General features: G+C 71.3%; 16 protein-coding genes and 2 pseudogenes. 11 read left to right on the top strand and 7 right to left on the bottom strand.

Features of this window, described 5'->3' with window-relative positions; genetic code table 11:
* Positions 1-236 precede the first annotated feature (236 nt).
* On the top strand, positions 237-758 hold the full coding sequence (gene msrA / locus ACH45E_RS01830; protein ID WP_361436248.1) for a peptide-methionine (S)-S-oxide reductase MsrA: 522 nt from the start codon (positions 237-239) through the stop codon (positions 756-758).
* Between the two features lie 58 nt (positions 759-816).
* Here the strand turns inward: msrA and ACH45E_RS01825 are convergent, their stop codons facing one another.
* From ACH45E_RS01825 to ACH45E_RS01810, 4 genes are all read right to left on the bottom strand, one after another.
* Positions 817-1890 carry an acyl-CoA desaturase gene (locus ACH45E_RS01825; protein ID WP_361436250.1) on the bottom strand — a complete coding sequence of 358 codons (1074 nt, stop codon included), beginning with the start codon at positions 1888-1890 and terminating at the stop codon, positions 817-819.
* Positions 1891-2030: 140 nt separating this feature from the next.
* A complete protein-coding gene (locus ACH45E_RS01820) occupies positions 2031-3068 on the bottom strand; it encodes an NlpC/P60 family protein (protein ID WP_361436252.1) in 1038 nt (345 codons plus the stop codon).
* 130 nt (positions 3069-3198) lie between these two features.
* The gene (locus ACH45E_RS01815; RefSeq protein WP_361436254.1) at positions 3199-4359 is read right to left on the bottom strand and encodes a permease; all 1161 of its coding nucleotides are present in this window, start codon (positions 4357-4359) and stop codon (positions 3199-3201) included.
* A gap of 141 nt (positions 4360-4500) precedes the next feature.
* Positions 4501-4788, bottom strand: a complete 288-nt coding sequence (locus ACH45E_RS01810) for an SHOCT domain-containing protein (protein WP_361436256.1) — start codon at positions 4786-4788, stop codon at positions 4501-4503.
* 220 nt (positions 4789-5008) lie between these two features.
* Here ACH45E_RS01810 and ACH45E_RS01805 point away from each other — a divergent pair, with 220 nt between their 5' ends.
* Positions 5009-7642, top strand: coding sequence for a glycosyl hydrolase (locus ACH45E_RS01805; RefSeq protein ID WP_361436258.1), 2634 nt, complete (start codon positions 5009-5011; stop codon positions 7640-7642).
* Here the strand turns inward: ACH45E_RS01805 and ACH45E_RS01800 are convergent.
* Positions 7620-7907, bottom strand: a complete 288-nt coding sequence (locus ACH45E_RS01800) for an acetyl-CoA synthetase (RefSeq protein ID WP_361436260.1) — start codon at positions 7905-7907, stop codon at positions 7620-7622. The two genes, ACH45E_RS01805 and ACH45E_RS01800, sit on opposite strands and share 23 nt — an antisense overlap.
* A gap of 152 nt (positions 7908-8059) precedes the next feature.
* On the opposite strand from ACH45E_RS01800, the gene ACH45E_RS01795 reads away from it, so the two are divergent.
* From ACH45E_RS01795 to ACH45E_RS01785, 3 genes are all read left to right on the top strand, one after another.
* Positions 8060-8905: a D-2-hydroxyacid dehydrogenase family protein gene (locus ACH45E_RS01795; RefSeq protein ID WP_361436879.1), complete on the top strand. Its 846-nt coding sequence runs from the start codon at positions 8060-8062 to the stop codon at positions 8903-8905.
* A gap of 127 nt (positions 8906-9032) precedes the next feature.
* Entirely contained in the window at positions 9033-10085 is a 1053-nt protein-coding gene (locus tag ACH45E_RS01790) for an NAD(+)/NADH kinase (RefSeq protein ID WP_361436262.1), read from the top strand.
* 93 nt (positions 10086-10178) lie between these two features.
* A complete protein-coding gene (locus ACH45E_RS01785; RefSeq protein ID WP_361436265.1) occupies positions 10179-12671 on the top strand; it encodes a SpoIIE family protein phosphatase in 2493 nt (830 codons plus the stop codon).
* 14 nt (positions 12672-12685) lie between these two features.
* Here ACH45E_RS01785 and ACH45E_RS01780 read toward each other — a convergent pair whose 3' ends face one another.
* Together ACH45E_RS01780 and ACH45E_RS01775 are read right to left on the bottom strand one after the other, a co-directional pair.
* Positions 12686-13345 (bottom strand): YceI family protein, encoded by a 660-nt coding sequence (locus ACH45E_RS01780; RefSeq protein ID WP_361436267.1) that lies wholly within the window; start codon positions 13343-13345, stop codon positions 12686-12688.
* A 199-nt stretch (positions 13346-13544) separates the two neighbouring features.
* Positions 13545-13946, bottom strand: a complete 402-nt coding sequence (locus ACH45E_RS01775; RefSeq protein WP_361436270.1) for a hypothetical protein — start codon at positions 13944-13946, stop codon at positions 13545-13547.
* 45 nt (positions 13947-13991) lie between these two features.
* Between ACH45E_RS01775 and ACH45E_RS01770 the strand changes: the two genes are divergently transcribed.
* From ACH45E_RS01770 to ACH45E_RS01745, 6 genes and pseudogenes are all read left to right on the top strand, one after another.
* Positions 13992-14582, top strand: coding sequence for a TetR/AcrR family transcriptional regulator (locus tag ACH45E_RS01770; RefSeq protein ID WP_361436272.1), 591 nt, complete (start codon positions 13992-13994; stop codon positions 14580-14582).
* A gap of 367 nt (positions 14583-14949) precedes the next feature.
* A pseudogene (locus ACH45E_RS01765) lies at positions 14950-15240 on the top strand (beta-ketoacyl-[acyl-carrier-protein] synthase family protein); the annotation flags it as partial.
* A 37-nt stretch (positions 15241-15277) separates the two neighbouring features.
* Positions 15278-15613, top strand: a pseudogene (locus ACH45E_RS01760) (3-oxoacyl-ACP synthase); the annotation flags it as partial.
* A 594-nt stretch (positions 15614-16207) separates the two neighbouring features.
* The gene (locus ACH45E_RS01755; RefSeq protein ID WP_361436882.1) at positions 16208-18286 is read left to right on the top strand and encodes a molybdopterin cofactor-binding domain-containing protein; all 2079 of its coding nucleotides are present in this window, start codon (positions 16208-16210) and stop codon (positions 18284-18286) included.
* 34 nt (positions 18287-18320) lie between these two features.
* Entirely contained in the window at positions 18321-18776 is a 456-nt protein-coding gene (locus ACH45E_RS01750) for a (2Fe-2S)-binding protein (RefSeq protein ID WP_361436274.1), read from the top strand.
* Between the two features lie 95 nt (positions 18777-18871).
* The gene (locus tag ACH45E_RS01745; protein ID WP_361436276.1) at positions 18872-19633 is read left to right on the top strand and encodes an intradiol ring-cleavage dioxygenase; all 762 of its coding nucleotides are present in this window, start codon (positions 18872-18874) and stop codon (positions 19631-19633) included.
* Positions 19634-19693: the final 60 nt, after the last annotated feature.

Genomic DNA, 19693 nt, shown 5'->3' with positions numbered 1-19693 from the left:
ACACCCCCCCCCCCCCCCCCGGCCCCCCCCCCCCGGCGGGGGGGGGGGGCCCGGGGGCGGCCCCCCCCCCCCCCCCCGGGGGGGGGGGCGGGGGGGGGCCCCCCCCCCCCCCCCGCCCCGCTGCGCGTAACCAGCCCGTTCTACGGTTACCTGTCGGTAGTAATAAGCTGGATGAACGTGAGAACCGTACGTCAACGACCGCGCCGGACAGCGGCTCGAACGTGAGGGAGCAACCGATGACATCGCAGACCGAGCGAGCCGTGCTGGCGGGCGGTTGTTTCTGGGGCATGCAGGACCTGATCCGCAAGCAGCCGGGCGTGCTGTCCACCCGTGTCGGGTACAGCGGCGGTGACACGCCGAACGCCACGTACCGCGACCATGGCGACCACGCCGAGGCCATCGAGATCCTCTTCGATCCCACGACCACGAGCTACCGCGACATCCTGGAGTTCTTCTTCCAGGTCCACGACCCGACCACGAGGGACCGCCAGGGCAACGACATCGGGCGCAGCTACCGGTCCGCGATCTTCTACACCGACGGGGAACAGCACCGCGTCGCCGTGGACACCATCGCGGACGTCGAGGCCAGCGGGCTGTGGCCGGGCAAGGTGGTCACCGAGGTCGAGCCGGTGGGCGACTTCTGGGAGGCCGAGCCCGAGCACCAGGACTATCTGGAACGCTATCCGAACGGCTACACCTGCCACTTCCCGCGGCCGAACTGGAAGCTGCCGCGCCGGACCTCGTCCCCGACGAGCTGAAGCGCCATGGGCCGAAAGTGCATCGTCCTGCTGTCGAGGCACGTTCGGCCCCCGCTGATCACGCCCTGCGCTGCCGCCTGATCGGCTCTCCCACGCGGTGCATGTGCGTCAGGGCCTCGCGGTAGGACTGGATCAGTCCGGTCTCGTGGTACGGCACCCCGATCTCGGCGCAGTACTGCCGCACGATCACCTGGGCCCGACGCAGATGGACCGTGGGCATGCTCGGGAACAGGTGGTGCTCGATCTGGTAGTTGAGCCCGCCCAGCAGCACGTCGGTGAACCAGCCGCCGCGCACGTTGCGCGAGGTCAGCACCTGGCGCCGCAGGAAGTCGGGCTGCTGATCACCGGTGATCGTCGGCATGCCCTTGTGGTTCGGAGCGAACGTGCAGCCCAGATAGACACCGAACAGGCACTGGTTCACGGCGAGGAACGCCACCGCCTTGCCCGGTGAGAGCACCAGGAACAGGGCGGAGAGCAGAGCGGCGATGTGCAGCAGGAGCAGAGCGCCCTCAGGGAGCCGGTTCTTCATGGACGGTGAGCGCAGTGCCCGCAGACTCGCGACGTGCAGGTTGAAGCCTTCCAGGGTCAGCAACGGGAAGAACAGCAGAGCCTGGTGACCACCGAGGAGCCGGGCCACGCCCCGGCTGGCGCGGGCCTGTTCGGTGGACCACACCAGGATGTCCGGGGCGACATCGGGATCGAGTTCCTCATGGTTGGGATGGGCGTGGTGGCGGGTGTGCTTGTTCATCCACCACCCGTAGCTCATGCCGATCCCGAGATTGCCGAACAGCCGCCCTCCGATCTCGCTGTGCCGGCGACGCCGGAAGACCTGCCGGTGGGCCACATCGTGCGCCACCAGAGCGACCTGCCCGGACACCAGGGCCAGAAAGGCGGCCACGGCCAGCTGCCACCAGGAGTCGCCGAGGACGAAGAAGGCTCCCCAGCCGGCAGCGAACAGCCCGGTCACGAGACCGAGCCGCACCGTGTAGTAGCCGGGACGCCGCTCCAACAGGCCTGCCTCGGCAATCCGTTGGGACAGTCTGGCGAAGTCGCTGCCGGAACCGGGGCGCGACGTGCCCGCATCGGAGGCGGAGCGACGGGTTGCGACAGAGGTATCGGGAGGGATCGTCATGCCGAGAATTCTCAAGACGGACTACTGCCCGAAGAAGCCTGCCAGCCACCGTATGCGTCCGAGGCCAGCCCCACCAACCCTGGGGGGTTTCCCCCAGGGTGCGTCCGTGACCGCAGTTGCTCGGGGGTGCGGGGTGCGGGTCAGACGCGGACGCCGAACATGAACGGGCCGCCGATGGTGTCCATCGACTCGTACCGTACGACCGTGCCGGTGCGCGGGGCGTGGAGGATCTGGCCGTTGCCCGCGTACAGGCCGACGTGGTGCAGGTCGTTGAAGAAGAAGACCAGGTCACCGACCTGGAGCTGGCTCCGTGTGAGACGGGTGCCGATACTCGACTGCGCCTCGGAGGTGCGCGGGATGGAGACGCCGGCCTGGGCGTAGGCCCAGGAGGTCAGGCCCGAGCAGTCGTAGGAGGACGGGCCGGTGGCGCCGTAGACGTAGGGTGTGCCGATCTTGCTCTGGGCGGCGGCGAAGGCGGCGGCGGCACGGCCGGAGGCCGTCGGGGTGTCGCCGAGGTCCACGCGCTCGGTGGAGGAGCGGTTGGCGCGCTCCTGCTGGGCGGCGAGATCCGCCTTCTCCTTGGCGGTCAGGGAGTTGAGCAGCTTCTGCGCCTCGGCGAGCTTGCTCTGGACTTCCTTCTTCTTCTTGCCCAGCTCGGTGCGGGTGGAGGCGAGGTCCTTGAGTTTCTCGGTCGCCTCGGCGCGCTCCTGGGCGAGTTCGCGCTGTTTGTCCTGGATCTTCTTCAAGGCCTCGACCTGCTGGCCGCTCAACTGGTCGAGCGTGGAGGCCTTGTCGAGGTAGTCGTCCGGGTCGGAGGACAGCAGCAGCTGGAGCGAGGGGTCTATGCCGCCGGAGCGGTACTGGGCGGTGGCCATCGAACCCAGGCCGTCGCGCAGCTTGTTGAGGTCCTGCTGGCCACGGGCGACGTTGTCCTGGACGGTGGAGATCTCCTTCTGGAGCTTCTCCTGCTTCTCCTTGGCCCCGTTGTACTTCTCGGTGGCCTGCTCGGCTTCCTCGTAGAGCTTGTCGACCTTTGCCTTGACCTCGCTCTTGCTCAGCTTCGCGCTGGGCGCGGCGTTGGCGGCGTTCGCGCTGAGCGCGACGGCGGCGGCAGCCGCGGTGGTCAGCACGGTCACTCGCGTGCGGCTGGGCTGCTTGGGTCGACGATGTGACGCCACGGTCACTCCTTCTGAGTGATCACCTGAGCGGGGGTTCCAGCAGACCTTAATGACTTTCTTACGATCAGATCAAATATTTGCATGGGGAACCTCTGCTCGACGGGGTGTCAGGAGCCGCCGGACCGACGCGTCAAGGACCATCGTGCTCGTGTGCCGGGTGATCGGGTGAGCCGCCCATCATGCGCAGCATCGCCGGGCCGCCGGTGCGCAGGAAGCGCACCACCAGGGCAGCTGCGAGCAGCAGGAAAACGATGTTGAGCCAGGTCGTGTAGTTCCAGCTCACGCCCTCCTCGGGGATGCTCGCGTCGGCCTGGTCGGGCACGAGGCCCAGGCTGCCGAAGAGGAACTCCACGACGTATCCGGCGACCACCATGGCGGCGTAGAAGGTGGCCAGCAGGAACGCCGCCATCCGGCCTCCGTAGTACTTCCGGTAGATGTTGAGGATCGGCAGGATCAGCAGGTCCGCGTAGATGAAGGCGATCACCCCGCCGAAACTGATGCCGCCCTTCCACAGCACCACCGCGAGCGGCACATTGCCGATCGAGCACACGAAGGTCGCGATGGCCACCAGCGGTCCGACGAGCGGCCCGACCAGCTTCGCCGCGAGGGGATGGCCGTCGAGGAAGAACGTGCGCCAGAACTCGGCGGGCACCCATGCGGCGATCGCGCCCGCGATCAGCAGGCCGGCCACCAGATCGCGCAGGATCGCCGCCCACTCCATGACGAAGATGTGCGACACCGAGGTGAAGCCGTCGCGGGACACCAGCCGGCTGGTGAAGCCGCCTGTGCCCCGCACGGACATGTCCATCGCCGCATGCCCCTCCATGGACCCCGCCAGCCCGCGCTCGGCCTGCTCCCGCGCCCGGTGCAGCAACCGCTCACGGAGGAACACGCGGAACAGCACGGCGAGTACGACGATCATGACCGGCCCGCCGACGAACTCCGCGGCGGTGAACTGCCAGCCCATCAGCAGGGCGAGGATCACCCCCAGTTCGACGACCAGGTTGGTCGACGCGATCTCGAAGGCCATGGCCGCGGTGAAGTCGGCGCCCTTGCGGAACAGCGAGCGGGCGAGGGCGACGGCGGCGTAGGAGCATGAGGACGAGGCCGCGCCGAACCCTGTCGACAGTGCCAGCGTGCGTGGCCGGTCGTCCCCGAGCAGCCGTACGACCGTCTCCCGGCGGACCACGGCCTGCACGACGGCGGACAGGAGGAAGCCGAGGATCAGTGCCCAGGTGATCTCCCAGGTCATCGATCCGGCAATGGACAAGGCGTGTCCGATCGCGTGCATCGCTTCCGCACCCTTCGCCGCACGGGTTCCGCAACCGCAACAGGTATCCCCCGGGGGGTACGGCTCACACACCGGGCCCGCCCCTGGGCCCCGGGCAAGCGGTGCTGCCGCATGGCAGGCGCAGGCGCAGGTCCCAGGCAGTCAGTCGCCGCTTCGCCGTGCGGGTCTCGGCTTGTGGGCGGCGAGGCGCTCGCGGGCGTCCGTGTAGGCGTCCGCGTCGATCTCACCGGAGGCGAAGCGGCGGTCGAGGATCTCCTCCGGCGTCTCTCGTGGTGGCGGATCGTGGCCGAGGCCGTCGTCGCGACCGGTGGCGCGCTGGGTGAGCCGGACCACCGCCCATACGGCGAGGCCGATCAGCACGAACCACAGCAGGGGCATGAAGGCCATCCAGGCCCAGCCGCCGCCGTCCCAGTACATCACTGTGCTCACCTCCCCGGGAGGCTTCTCCTTCTACTGTCCTGCTTGACCGGGAGCAGGTGCCAGGGCCCTTCGGCCCTCGTGCCGAGCCGTCCGGCGAAATCGCGGTGGGGGGCGGCCACACCTGGAATGACATGTTCTAGTCAAAGGTTGACCAAATGTCGGAAGCTCCCTCCCTCAAGTGATCGGGTCTGCTGCGACAGCCGTATCACTGCCCGTTCGGGAGGTTCTGGTGTCAGCACCAACCCGTAAGAGACGGTGGCTCACGATCTGCGCGATCGCCGCGTCCGCCGGCCTCGTCGCGATACCCGCGAGCGCCGCGCCTGGCGGCAACAGCAGCCCCTTCGGAGCTCGTTCACTCGCCCGACTCGCCACCGAGCGCGAGCACTCGGTGGGTGCCGTCGCACCCCGGGTGAAGGCGGAGGACGACGACGGCAACGAGGCCGACGAGATAGCCGAGGGCGCGGACCAGTACGCCGAGGCCCGCACCTCTCCCGGGATCGTCGCGCCGGGCGCGTACGGCGCGGCCTGGCGCGGTCTGACCAGACTTCCCAGCACCGGCGGCAGTTGGCGGCACATCACCAAACTGCCGTACGACTCCGACGACCCGCGCTACCGCGACATCGACTCCAACTCCAGTGGCGGCTCCGGCAACGTCACCGGACGGATGGCCGCGATGGCGGCGGACGACGACGGCTACGTGTACGCGGGCAGCGCGGGCGGCGGAGTGTGGCGCTCGCGCACGGGCGGCGGGCACTGGCGGCCGATCAGCGACCGGCTGCCCTCCCAGTCCACGGGTGCTCTCGCCCTCGACGGAACCGGACGGCTGTGGCTGGCCACCGGCGAGGCGAACACCAACGCCGACGCGTACCTCGGCAGCGGCGTGTACGTGCTGTCCGACCCGCGCCACGGCACCTTCTCCACACGCAGCCGGGTCGGCGGTGACGAACTGGAGAGCACCACCATCCGCCAGCTCCGCTTCGGCGGCGGCAAGGTGTGGGCGGCGACCAGCGAAGGCGTGTGGAGTCACTCCACGAAGAAACTGAGCGGCGCCTGGAAGCTGGAGTTCGCCCCCAACCCCGACTATCTGCCGGGCGGTTCGAAGGCGACCGACGACGACGCCGCGTACAAGAACATCACCAACGACATAGCCGTCGACCCCAAGGACCCCTCCAAGGTGGTCCTCGCGGTCGGCTGGCGCAGCGGTGACGACTACAACGGCTTCTACACCAGGGCCGGTGGCAGCTGGCAGCGGATCACCAGCGGTTTCGGTGACCTGCCGACCGACGCGGACAACGTCGGCACGGTCACCTTCGCCCGCTCCGCCGACGGCTCGCGCTACTACGCCGTCGACCAGTCGCCCGAGCAGATGGCGTCCAACCCGGACAGCGGGCTGGAAGGCATCTACAGCGCCGCCTCGCCGTTCGGCCCCTGGACGAAGGTCGCCGACTACAAGCAGCTGGCCGCCGACGGCTCGGCGCTGACCACCGCCGGCTACATGCCGGGCGTGCAGGCCTGGTACAACCAGTTCCTCACCGTCGACCCGGCCGACCCCAAGCACATCTACGCCGGTCTGGAGGAGGTCTACGAGTCCAAGGACGGCGGCAGCACCTGGTCGACCGTGGGCCCGTACTGGAATTTCCCGTTCTCCTGCTGGAGCATCGACCCGGCCCGGCAGACCGGCAGTTGCAACCAGACGACGCACTCCGACCAGCACGGCGTCGCCATCGGCCGCTACCACGGCAAGAGCTACGTGTATGTCGGCAACGACGGCGGTGCCTACAAGCGCCCGGTCGACGGCGCCCAGGACACCTCCGGGCACGCCACCGACTGGACGTCCCTCAACGACGGCACCATCGACACCTTGCAGTACTACTCGGTGGGCATCGGCAAGGACCTGGACCACGGCGGTGTCTCCGTCACCGGCGGTCTCCAGGACAACGGGCAGTCCGTCCTGCGCGGCAACGACAAGGTGATGGGCTCCGACTTCGGCGGCGACGGCGGCGACACCCTCACCGACCCCGCCAACGGCTGTGACATCGCCCAGGAGTACGTGTACCTCGCCGTCCAGGTCACCCAGAACTGCGCCGTCAACGACGGCTCCTGGACCACCGACCCCGGCAAGGCCACGTCGTACAACGTCGCGCCGGCCGACAACGCCACCAGCGAGGCCCGCTTCATCGCCCCGCTCGCGGCGGACCTGGAGAACAGTTCGACCTGGATCGCGGGCGGTCGTCACATCTGGGTGCAGACCCAGGGCTACGCCATCCGCAGCGGCTCGGACTGGAAGAGCGTGTACGACCTCGGCGCCGGCCGCACCGCCACCGCCGTCGCCGCCTCGGGCGGCAAGGTCTACGCGGCCTGGTGCGGCCCCTGCAACAACCAGGGCTTCGCCCGCGGCATCTCCGTCGGCAACGCGGACGGCACCGGCTGGCACGACATCAACCTGCCGGCGGACGGGACCGTACCCAACCGCTACCTCAGCGGCTTCGCCGTCGACCCCGGCAACGCCGACCACGTGTACCTCGCGGTCAACGGCTTCTCCCGGCACTGGACCGAAGGACCCGGCGCGGGCGTCGGCCACGTCTTCGAGTCCAAGGACGGCGGCACCACCTGGAAGGACATCTCCGCGAACCTCCCCGACGTGCCCACCAACTCCGCGGTGGTCACGGCGAACGGCGGCCTCGCCCTCGCCACCGACCTCGGTGTCGTCTACCGCGCGCCGGACCGGACGAAGTGGCAGCGAGTCGGCTCCCTACCGGCCGTCGCCGTGCTGCAACTGAAGCTCAGCCCCGACGGCAGGACCTTGTACGCGGCCACGCACGGCCGCGGCATCTACACGATCAGGGTGCGCGACCGCGACTGACCTTCGGGTACGGGACCACGCTCACGTCGACCGTGAAGGCGGCGCGCGCCGCGCCCGCCACGTCCGGTTCCTTCGCCGGCGCGGTGACCCGGGCCGCACCGGCCCGGGTCACCGCGCAGCGCAGCCAGGCGTGGGCGGTGCCGTCCGCGTCCACCCGCCATCCGGACGCGAGTACGAAGACGGGCGCGGAGCTCCGCACGGCCGTCCACCGCTTGTCATCCGCCCGAGGCCGCAGGACCAGGGACAGCACGGTCCCGGGCCGCACGCACAGCCGCTGCTCGGGGGCGCCACCGGGGGCCGCGGTGACCTCCGCATGCCCGGCGACACAGCCGCCCGCCGAAGCGGAGGGTGGTCGGTGAGGTGTTCGCGGAGCGTGCGTACCTCGGCCTGGCCGGCGAGGCGTGGTGGCAGAGGCGGGTGGGCCCGGCCGGCTGGGGCTCGTGGCCAGGGCCGTGGACGGCCATGCGGGAGCGGACCCCCTTCGACGCCGAGTTCCTGCGCCGTCTGCCTCGACTGCGCCTGCTGGTGACCACCGGCATGCGCAACGCCTCCATCGACCTCGCGACGGCGGCGGCCCAGGGCGTGACCGTCTGCGGTACGGCGAGCAGTCCCACCCCGCCCGTCGAACTGACCTGGGCGCTCATCCTCGGCCTCGCCCGGCACGTCACGGCCGAGAACCGGGCCCTGCGCGAAGGCGGCCCCTGGCAGTCCACCGTCGGCCAGGACCTGCACGGCCGGACCCTGGGCCTGCTCGGACTCGGCAAGATCGGCACACGGGTCGCCCGCATCGCCACCGCCTTCGGTATGGAGGTCCTTGCCTGGAGCGAGAACCTCACTGCCGGGCGGGCGGCCGACGCCGGCGCACAACTCGTGGGCAGCAAGGAGGACTTGCTGCGCCGCAGCGACTTCGTGTCCGTCCACCTCGTGCTGTCCGGCCGGACCCGTGGCCTGCTCGGCGAGGCAGAACTGCGTGCCATGCGCTCGCACGCCTACCTGGTCAACACCTCCCGCGCCGCCATCGTCGACCGCGACGCACTCCTGCGCGCCCTGCGGGACGGCTGGATCGCCGGGGCGGGGCTCGACGTCTTCGAGACCGAGCCGCTCCCCGCCGACGACCCCCTCCGCTCCCTGCCGAACGTGCTCGCCACCCCGCACCTCGGCTACGTCAGCGAGCAGAACTACCGCACCTTCTACACGGAAGCGGTGGAGGACATCACCGCCTTCCTCGCCGGTACCCCCGTCCGACCGCTGACGGGCGGCTGAGCTCCGGTACTCGACGCGGCGACCGCCCCCAGCCTGCGCGCCACGATGCCCGGCGGTGTGGCAGATGGCGGCAGTGGGTTACTCGGGGTGTGTCGGTGGCCGGTGGCGAGGTGACGCGGAGGCGGACGTGACAGTGACTCGGCTCGGACTGGTCGTGCACGGTGGGCGCGCGGAAGCCGCGGAGGCCGCCCGTGCCGTACGGGAGTGGTGTGCCGAGCACGCCGTGCCGTGCGCGGACATCGACGTGTGGCGGGACGGGGTGCGGCGCGGCGCGGGGGAGGAGGTGGAGGCCGCCGGTGATCCCGACCTCATCGTCACGCTGGGAGGCGACGGTACCTTCCTGCGCGGCGCACGGCTGGCCGCCGAGCACGACGCCCTGGTCCTCGGCGTCGACCTGGGACGGGTGGGGTTCCTGACGGAGGTGCCCGTCGCCGAGGTGCGCGCGGCACTGGACGCCGTACGGGACGATCAGGTGACGGTCGAGCACCGTCTGCTGCTGACCATGCGCGCCTCGTGCGTGCTGCGGGTCCCGTCCGAGATGGAAGCGCTGCTGCGGTACGGCCGCGGGCCGCTCCTGCCGCCTCCCCGGGTGCGCACCGACTGCGAGATCGGCGACGAGTGGGGCGTCCCGCTGAACGTCTTCGCGCTGAACGACATCGTCCTGGAGAAGCTGTCGAGGGACCGCCAAGTGTCGGTCGGGGTCTATGTCGCGGGCCGGCTGCTGGCGTCCTACTCCGCCGACGCCCTGATGGTGGCCACCCCGACCGGCTCGACCGCCTACAGCTTCGCCGCCGGCGGCCCCGTCGTCTCGCCGCGCGCCGAGGCGCTGGTCTTCACGCCGGTCGCCCCGCACATGGCGTTCAACCGGTCGGTCGTGACCGCCCCGGACGAGCCCGTGGGGCTGCGCGTGCTCGAACGGTCGGGCCAGGCCGCGGTCAGCGTCGACGGCCAGCTGCGCGGCGTGCTCGACCCGGGCGACTGGATCGGCGTGTACGCGGCACCGCGCCGGCTGCGGGCGGTCCGGCTGGGGCCGATGGACTTCTACGGCCGTCTGCGCGAGCGGATGAACCTGACCGACGCCCCGGCGGCGGTGGCCGACGGAACCGCCGCGCCGCTGTGGTCGGTGACCACCCCGCCGCCCGGAGACCTCGCCCACCTCACGCTGCTCAGGGAGCCCTGACGACCTACTGTTGATGGCAGCGGACTCGGTACGGACCGGGGAGGCGAGGTGACGGCCGGTATCGCCGGGCGCGGTAGTCGCGCTGAAGGACTGGTGTCCGTACGCCTGCGACTGCTGGAAACCGCGGCCGGAGACCAGCCGGACAGCGTTGCCCTTCCGCTCGCGCTCCAGCAGGCGACCGCCGGCCTGCACGGCCTGGGCGGCCTGCTGCACCACCGCGACCCCCGGGACACCGGCACGCTGCGCCTCGCGGCGCTCAGCGGCCTGCCGCTCGGGACCGCCGGAGGATGGGCCCGGATCCGGCAGGACGCGGACGCGCCGCCCGCCCGGGCCGTACGCGGCGGCGCGTACGTCTGGCTGGGCGAGGACGTCCTGGGCGTCGGGGCCGCGGGCGTCGTCTCGGTTCCGCTGCCGGGCGACGCCGCCCCCGACGGTGCGCTCACGGTGCTGACCGCGGAGCCCGGCGAGCCGGACCCGGCGCGGCGCCTCCTCCTGCACGCGGTGGCGGCATGGGCGTCCGGGCGCCTGCACGCCGGCCCCGCCCTCGGCATCACCGGCACCGGAGCCGGGACGGACTCCGTGGTGCGCGCGCTCGACACGATGGCGGACGGCTTCCTCACCGTCGACGGCGACTGGCGGATCACCTTCCTCAACCGGGCGGCCGAGCGCCTCCTCGGCGTGGGCGGGGCGGCGCTCGGCAGCACCCTGTGGGACGTCCCGGCCGGTCATACCCCGGGCCTGGAGGGCCAGTGCCGCAGGGCGTCCGCCGAGCGGGCGCCGCTGACCTTCGATCTGCGCCGGCAGGGGGACCAGCGAGTGAGCCGGGTACGCCTGGTGCCGCTGCCCGAGAGCGGACTGGCGATCTTCTTCGCCGACGTCACGCAGCAGCGGACCGACGAGGCCGACGAGGCCGGGGAGACGGCCGGCGAAAGCGGCGCGGCGGAGCGCACCGCCCGCATGGACGAGCTGACCGTCGCGCTCACCGAGGCCGTCACGTCCCGGGACGTGGTCCGTACCGTCGCCGAGCACGTCCTGCCCCCGTTCGGCGCCGACGGCCTCGTGGTCGAGGCACTGGAGGGCGGCCGGGTGCGCGTGGTCGACTCCGTCGGATACGGACCGGACTTCCTGAACCTGATCGACGACATTCCGCTGGGCGACAACACGGTGGTCTCCGACGCGCTGCGCACCCGCACACCCATGTTCGTGGAGTCCAAGGCCCAGTTCCGCAGGCAGTACGGGGACCTGGGAGGTGTGACCCTCAAGTCGACCAAGAACGCGTGGGCGTTCCTCCCGCTCATCGCGTCGGGTCGCCCGATCGGCTGCTGCGTCATGTCGTTCGCCCGTCCGCGCTCCTTCAGCCAGGAGGAGCGCACCCTGCTCACCGCGGTCAGCGGCCTGGTCGCCCAGGCGCTGGAACGCGCGCGCCTCTACGACGTGGAGCACACCCGGGCCCAGGGACTCCAGCGTGGCCTGCTCCCCAAGTCACTGCCCTCCCCGCCGGCCGTCTCCGCCGCCGCCCGCTATCTGCCCGCGGGCCGGGGCGACGAGGTGGGCGGGGACTGGTACGACCTGATCCCGCTCTCCGCCGACCGTGTCGCCCTGGTGATCGGCGACGTCATGGGGCACGGCATCGCCGAGGCCGCGACCATGGGCCGGCTGCGTACGGCCGTCCGCACGCTCGTCGACCTGGAACTGGAGCCGGACGAACTGCTCGGACACCTCAACGAGATCGTCGGCGAGCTGGGGGACGACTACTACGCCACCTTCTCGTACGCCGTCTACGACCCGGTCGCCCGGACCTGTGCGCTGGCCCTGGCCGGGCATCCGCCACCGGTCGTCGTCCACCCGGACGGCACGGTCCGCCGCCCCGAGGTGTCCGTCAACCCACCGCTCGGCGCCGCCGACCCGCCCTTCGACGTACACGAGATGGACCTGCCCGAGGAGAGCCTGCTGGTGTTCTGCACCGACGGTCTCGTGGACGCGGCCGGCCGGGACATCGACGAGGGCCTCGCCCAGCTCCGGCGGACTCTGGAGGAGGCCGTCGCACGGACCTCGTACTTCCCCGACGGGCGGTCGGACGAGCGCACGGACCGGCTCGACGCCCTGTGCGACCACCTCGTGGCGACCCTGCTGCCCGACCGCGAGCAGACCAGTGACGACGCGGCCCTGCTGATCGCGCACACCCGCGCCACGCCTCCCGCCGACGTCGCCTCGTGCAGCCTGCCGGAAGACCCCAGGGCGGCCGGACAGGCCCGCGAGTTCGTCCGCCACCGGCTGGCCGCATGGGGCCTCCAAGAGCTGGAGATGACCACCGAGTTGCTGGTCAGCGAGCTGGTCGGCAACGTCGTCCGGCACGCCAGGGGACCCGTCCGGCTGCGTCTGCTGCGCAGCCGGTCGCTGATCTGCGAGGTGTACGACGGCAGCCTCACCACCCCGCGCATCCGGCGCGCCGGCTACACGGACGAGGGCGGCCGGGGCCTGCACCTGGTCGCCGCCCTGTCACGGCGCTGGGGCACACGCTTCCTCGGTGACGGCAAGTGCATCTGGACCGAGCAGGACCTCCCTCACCAGGGGAGGGTGCCTTAGACACGGTGCGGGGGTCAGCCCATGGGCGTGGCGCGGATGGCGGCGATGTCGAACTGGAGACGTACCTTCTCGCTCACCATGGCGCCCCCCTCGGCGAGCCGGGCGTTGTACGTCAGGCCCCAGTCGGAGCGGTCGATGGTGGTGGTGCCGTCGAATCCGACCCGCTCATAGCCGAAGGGGTCGGTGACGTGGCCTATGTAGGTGAGTTCCAGGACGCAGGGACGGGTGACGTCCTTGATGGTGAGATCTCCGGCCATGCGGTAGACGTCGGAGCTCGCGAGTTGCACGGCCGTACTGGCGAAACGCATCCGGGGATAAGCCGCGGAGTCCAGGAAGTCACGGCCGGCCAGGTGGGCGTCACGCTGTTCCACTCCGGTGTCGACGCTCGCGGTGGACAACGTGATCTCCGCCCGCGAACGAGCGGGATTACGGCCGTCGAAGTAGAGCCGGCTCTGGTACTCGGTGAATGCCCCGCGCACCGTGGTCACCATGGCATGCCGGACGGAGAAGCCGATCCTGCTGTGCGCCGGGTCGATCATCCACTCTCCGGTCAGCGCCGCCAGGGCGGGATCGGAGCCGTCGCCAGAGGCAAAGTTCGGCTGCTCTGCGGTGAGTTGAGCGGTCGTGTGGGACGCCGAGCGGCGGAGCGACGCACCGCGGTGGAACAGGTTCATGTTTTACGTAGGTACTGCACGACGGATTTCGCCGCAACCCTTCTCCGTGAATCGCGGTGGCGCGAATCAGTACCGACACGCTTATACGCCATCACTTCACGCCCGGTGACTACGACATCCACACATGCTCGCCACGGAATCGTCAACGAGCGGGCGGTGTGGATTTCCCGCATTTCGCCGGTGACGCCTTTTCAGGTGCCTATGTCGCCTTCTGCGCGGCGAGAGCGAGTTTGCGGTGGGTGCGGACCATCATGGCGCGGGCCATGAAGGGGTGAACCCTTTTCACCACGCCCCAGTAGAGCCTGGACCGCCATGCGCTGGTCTTCACCGAACTGCAGAGGGTGACGTATCTGTCGTCGACGACGATCGAGGCCCAGGCATCGAGGCCGGCCGTGCTCACGTTCATGAGGGCCTCGCCGTCCTGCCGCGCCGAGATGGGGAAGGCGTCGCGCAGGATGCCCGTCCAGGCCGCCGGATCGCGCGGCATTCCGGGCCGCAGCTCCATGGCGTACGCGTCCTGGTAGTCGGGCCGGTCGACGGCTGTCCTGATCAGCCGGGCGGCTTCGGGAAAACCCACCGCTACGGGCTTGTCCTTGAGCATCGCGTACCTCCATACGCTGGCGTATGGAAAACCATACGGTAGCGTATGGACATGGTGCAACGGCAACAGACCAGGAAGGCCAGGCTCACCGCCCGCGACTGGGCGGACGCCGCGCTCGCCGCCATCGGAGAAGGCGGCGGCCTCGCGGCGGTGGCGGTCGAGCCGCTCGCCGCCCGTCTCGGTGCCACGAAGGGCAGCTTCTACTGGCACTTCGGCAACCGCGAGGCACTGATCGAGGCGGCGCTCGCCCGCTGGGTCGAGGCGGACACCGAGGAGATCATCGCGTCGGTCGAGACCGAGCCGGACCCGGAGAAGCGGCTGCGCAGACTGTTCACCGAGGTCACCAAGCCGGCCGCCGCCGATCCGCTCGAGGTCTCGCTGCTCGCCAGCACCGACCACCCGCAGGTCGCCGCCGCGCTGCGGCAGGTCACGGAGCGCCGGATCGGCTACCTGGCAGGGCTCTTCGCCGAGCTCGGCTTCGCCGAGGAGGAGTCCCGGCGGCGCGCGCTGATGGCGTACAGCTTCTATCTGGGCCACACGCAGCTCGGCCATGCCGTGCCGTCCGCGCTGCCCGCGCGCGAGGCGTTCCCGGCGTACCTGGAGGCGACCATGGACGCCCTGCTCCGGCGTGCGTAGCCACGGTCACGCCGCGTTGCTCTCCGGTGCGAGCAGGCCCAGTTCGACCGCGTGCACACCGGCCTGGAAGCGGGACACCGCGCCCAGCTCCTGCATCAGCTCGGCGACATGGCGGCGATACGTGCGCACCGACAGCCCGAGGCTCTGCGCCGCGACCTCGCCGGTGCGTCCCGCGGTGAGACAGCCGAGCACCTGCCGGGCGATCGCGGTCCGGCCACGCGCGGAGACCCTGCGGTAGCTCTGCGCGGGAGTCGCACGGGACCACGCGCCCGTGCACAGGGTGTCCAGCGCCCGCAGCACCATCGGGACACGGATGGTCACCGCCTGCGAGCCCGCCCCCGCGAACCCGGCCCGCATCAGTGCCATCGAAGTCGGCGCCATCCGGCAGGTGTTCGGGGACACCCCACCGCGCACGGTGTCGGTGAAGTCGATGCTCGGGCACAGCATGGGCGCCGCCAGCGCGCTCGGCGCGATCGGCTGCGCGCTCGCCATCGACAACCGCTTCGTACCGCCCACCATCAACCACGTCACCACCGACCCGGAATGCACCGTCGACTGCGTGCCGAACCGGGCGGTCGAGGCCGACCTGAGGGTCGTGCAGAACAACGGGCTCGCCTTCGGCGGCAACAACGCGGTGCTGCTGCTGGGCCGTTACGACGACCGGCCCACCCCGTACACACGAAGGAGGACGCGCTGTGCTGAGTCAGGCCATCACCGGCATCGGCGCCATCGCGAGCACGGGCGGGGGAGTCGACGACCTCTTCGAGAACCTGTGCGCAGGCGTCACCGGTCACGCCCCGCTGCGCGGCTTCGACCGGGCCAACTTCCGTGCCCGGTACGCCTACGAGGTCGACGACCGGCCGGCCGAGGGCACCGACGTCCCGGCCCGCACCACCGCCCTGCTGCTCGACGCGGTCGGCCAGGCGGCCAAGGACGCCGGCCTCGGAGAGGACCTGGGCGGCATCCCCGTGCTCGTCGGCACGGGACTGCGCGAACTGCGCTCCCTGGAGCTGTGGTGGCGCGGCGACGCCGAACTGGTCTGGCCGCAGGACTCCAACGCCAGTTGGGAGGTCGCGCACCTCGCCTACCCGGTCGCCGACCGCCTCGGCCACGGCCGCCCCTTCATCGACGCGGTCTACCGAGCCCGCTGGGAAGGGGGCAGGGACATCTCCGACCCCGCCGTCGTGGCCGCGTCGCCGCCGGCCTCGGCCTCGACCCCGGACCCGTCGCGGGCGCGGCCGACGACCCGGCCGTACGCGCCGAAGGGCTCGCCTCCATCGAACTCCTCCACCGCGTCGGCGTCTTCGGCGTCCCCTACTTCATCGACCTTCATCGACGGCTTCGACAAGTACTGGGGCGTCGACCGCCTCCCCGCCTTCGTGGCCCGCGTCCGCGCCCGCCACCTGCCCCCGGAACCGCTCACGGCCGCCACCGTCGACCAGGGGCATGCGGGGGGCTGCGGCTGACGGAGTCCCGCGACGGCCAAGAAAGCCCCAAGCGGGGGCCATGCACAGGCAACCTCCGGGCACGCTGACGCCTCCTACGAGTCGGCACACGCAGCCGGAGCGACCCGGCACCCCCGTAAGGAGCGTCTGTTGGCCCGTCAGCTGTCCCGTCGCAGATTCATGGTCTACTCCCTCGCGGCGTCCACCCTGACCGTCGCGGCCCCCCTCGGCTGTGACGCGTCCCCCGCGGAAGGCGCGGAGGCCGCCGGTGAGCGGTCCGACGTCCTGGTGACCGGCACCGACGAGGAGATGCTGGTTCTCGAGGTCACGGCGGCGAACAAGGTCGTCGTACGGCTGCCGCGCGTCGAGGTCGGCCAGGGTGTCACCACCGCGGTCGCCATGATGATCGCCGAGGAGCTGGACGCCCGGCTCGCCGATGTCGACATCCCGCTCGCCGAGGCCCGCGCCAAGGGCAACCAGTACACCGGCGGCTCCAGTTCGGTCCGTTCGCTGTACGACCCGGCCCGTGCGCTGGCGGCCCTGGCGCGCGCCAAGCTGGTGACCGCCGCGGCCAGGCGCTGGCGGCTCCCCGCGTGGTCCCTGCGCACCCGGGACACGCGGGTGATCGCGCCGGACGGGCGTTCGGCGACCTTCGGATCACTGACCGAGAGCGCCGCCGGGGTCCGCCGGCCGGCCGTGTCGAGCAAGCCCAAGCCGGCCTCCCGGCACCGGGTGATCGGCCGGCCGACGAACCGGATCGACGCCCGGGACATCGTCACCGGAAAGGCCAAGTACACCGGAGACCTCACGGTGGCCGGAGCGCAGCCGACCGTGGTGGCCCGGCCGCCCACGCTCGGCGGCAAGGTCGTGTCCGTCGACGACCGGGCCGCGCGTCGGATGCCGGGGGTCCACGCCGTCGTCCGGATCGCCGGCGGGGTCGCCGTGGTGGCCGAGTCCTTCCACCACGCCTTCAAGGCCAGGGACGCCCTGCACATCACCTGGGCCCCGGGCCCCCTCGCCTCGCTGTCCGACGCCGCGATCCGCTCACGGCTGCGGGCGGCGGTGCCGCGCATGGGCACCCCGCCGCGTGGATCGGCGCAGGTGGAGGGCGAGTTCGAGTTCGCCTTCGTCAGCCATGCGCCGATGGAGGTACTGACCGCGGTGGCGGACGTGCGTGCCGGGCACGCCGAGATCTGGTTCTCCTCCCAGACACCGATGGACGCGCGGGACAGCATCGCCTCGGCGGTCGGGCTGCCCGCGTCGAAGGTACGGGTCCATGTCATCCGGGGCGGCGGTTCGTTCGGCCGGCGGCTGAACTACGACGCCGCGATCGAGGCGGCCCTCATCTCGAAAGCGGCGCGCCGGCCCGTGAAGCTGATGTGGAGCCGCGCCGACGACACCCGGCACGGCAGGATGCGCCCGGCCGACCACCACCGGATCCGGGTCAGCCTCGCCGGGGGCAGGGTGGTGGCCTTCACCCATGTCACGGCCTCGGTGAGCGAGTCGTCCGAGGGGCTGTCCGCCAAGGGCGGGCTCGTCCGGGCCGGGGCGCGTGCCGCCGGTCCGCTGCCCAGCGAGAGCGGCCTGTACAACTTGGGCCGGGTCTCCGGGGACTCGGGCTCGGTCGACCTGGCGATGCCGCTGGGCGCCTGGCGGTCGGTGGACTCCGGGACGATGCGCGCCGCGGAGGAGATCATGGTCGACGAGGCCGCCGCGAGGCTGGGCCAGGACCCGGTCGCCTTCCGGCGCACCACGCTCCGGAACAAGGCCGTCAAGGCCGTGCTCGAGAAGGTCGCGGCGGCCGGGGACTGGGGCCGGACCATGCCGGCCGGTCAGGCGCAGGGCGTCGCCGTCCACGAGGAGTACGGCTCGTGCGTCGCCTGCCTGGCCGAGATCGACGCGGGCGACCCGAAGAACCCCCGGGTGACCAAGGTGGTGATGGCGGCCGACGTCGGAACGGCCGTCAACCCGCGGGGACTTCAGGCCCAGCTGATGGGCACCGCGGTCGACGGCATCTCCACCGTCCTCCAGGCAGGCCTCCACATCGACCGGGGCGCCGTCCGCGAGAGCAGCTACGCCGACTTCCACTACGCGCGCCAACGGCACGCGCCACTGCACTTCGAGGCGCACATCATGCCCTCGCGCCGGGAGCCGGGCGGGGCGGGTGAGCTCGGTGTGCCGGCCGCGGCCGGTGCCGTCGCCAACGCCTTCGCCCGGGCCACCGGTACCAAGCCCCGCCGCTTCCCCCTCACCTTCTGACTCACCTTCCGACTCGCCTTCTGAAAGAGTGCCGATGCCGTCCTACTCCTTCGTCCTCAACGGCAAGCCGGTCACCGTCGAGGCCCCGGCCGACATGCCGCTGCTGTGGGTCCTGCGGGACCTGCTGCACGTCACCGGACCCAAGTACGGCTGCGGTGTGGGCGTCTGCCGTGCCTGTACCAGTCACCTCGACGGCGCGGAGGTCCAGCCCTGCGTCGTGCCGGTCGCCGACTGCGCGGACCGCGAGGTCACCACGATCGAGGGCCTGGCCGACGGTGACACCCTGCACCCCGTGCAGCAGGCCTGGCTCGACTGCGACGTCGCCCAGTGCGGCTTCTGCCAGCCGGGCCAGATCATGGCGGCGGCGGCCCTGCTGAAGAAGACCGCCCACCCGAGCGACGCCGACATCGACCGGATCGAGAACGTGTGCCGCTGCGGTACGTACTCCAGGATCCGCGAAGCGATCAAGAAAGCGGCGGCGAACGGGTGACGGGCGTGGGCCATAGCCCGGGAGTTTCGTAACGCCCCCGGTTCATGGGTCGTCCGACCGATCCCGCGGAGCGTCGCACGCGTCATCGTCTCAGCATGACTGACACCCCCCACCACAACCGGCGATCCGTCATCGCCACCCTGGGCGGCGCGACCCTCGGCGTGGCCGGCCTCGGGCTCACGGCCGCGCAGGCGACCGCGGCCACCGACCGGAACACCGCCACGCGGACGCCGGCCCGGTCGGCGGCCGCCTGCGTGCTCACGCCGGAGCAGACCGAAGGGCCGTACTACCTTGACCTGGAGACGGTCCGCGAGGACATCACCGAGGGCAGGGCCGGCGTACCACTGACGCTGCGCGTCACGGTGGTCCACAGCACGACCTGCGCCCCGCTGCCCGGCACCGCGGTAGACATCTGGCACTGCGACGCCCTCGGGGTCTACTCCGGCTACGTCGCGGGCGGTTCCACCCCGGACACGACCTTCCTGCGCGGCGTCCAGCTGACCGACTCCGCCGGCGTCGCGGAGTTCACCACCATCTACCCCGGCTGGTACGTGGGCCGGGCCCTCCACATCCACGTCAAGACGCACGCCGGCGGCACGGTGTCGAACGGGACGTACCACGGAGGGCACGTCTCCCACACCGGCCAGCTCTACTTCCCGGAGACGTACAACACCAGGATCGCCGCCCGGGCTCCCTACCGGAACAACACCGCCACCCGCACGCTCAACGCCAGGGACGGCATCTACCGCAACGGCGGGTCCTCGACCCTGCTGACCGTCACCCCGGCGGGCAGCGACCTGGGCAAGGGAGTGACCGGCGCCGTCGTCCTGGGCGTCGATCCCGCCGCCACGCCCTGACCGCGCGCCGGAGCGGAAGGTGAGGGTTTCGTTCCGGGCACGCGCGGCCAGGAACCGGGG

The sequence above is a fragment of the Streptomyces sp. NPDC020299 genome, assembly GCF_044387825.1.
Classification (GTDB): domain Bacteria; phylum Actinomycetota; class Actinomycetes; order Streptomycetales; family Streptomycetaceae; genus Streptomyces.
Note: the sequence above shows the minus strand (reverse complement) of the source record. Positions and strands in the feature narration are given on the sequence as shown.